The 277-nt window shown below is 65.3% G+C and carries 1 protein-coding gene; it reads left to right on the top strand.

From position 1 onward, the window contains the following. Positions 1-35: 35 nt before the first annotated feature. On the top strand, positions 36-277 hold a 242-nt coding region (locus tag SM753_RS20515), incomplete at its 3' end, for an FAD:protein FMN transferase (protein WP_323192923.1).

Here is a 277-nt window from a genome sequence, read left to right as displayed (position 1 = left end):
CGGCGCGAGACGCGGCGGAGTCACTCGAAGCCCAGCTGAACGCCTTCGACGAGGCGAGTGCCGTCAGCCAGCTCAATCGCGACGGTGTGGTCGTGAACGAGCACGTCGCCCGTCTCGTCCGCCGTGGAATGGAATACGACGCTCGGACCGAGGGTGCGTTCGATATCCATCAGGGCCGCGTCGAACAGGAACTCAAGGCGTTCCTGCGTGGCGACAGTGACGCACCACCGCCCGCGTTCGATACCGGAACCGTTCAGGTCAGCGAGTCTCGGGTCAC

The sequence above is a fragment of the Halostella sp. PRR32 genome, assembly GCF_034808085.1.
GTDB lineage: Archaea > Halobacteriota > Halobacteria > Halobacteriales > Natronoarchaeaceae > Halostella > Halostella pelagica.
The sequence above is the reverse complement of the archived record's forward strand: the minus strand, read 5'-3'. Positions and strand labels throughout refer to the sequence as shown.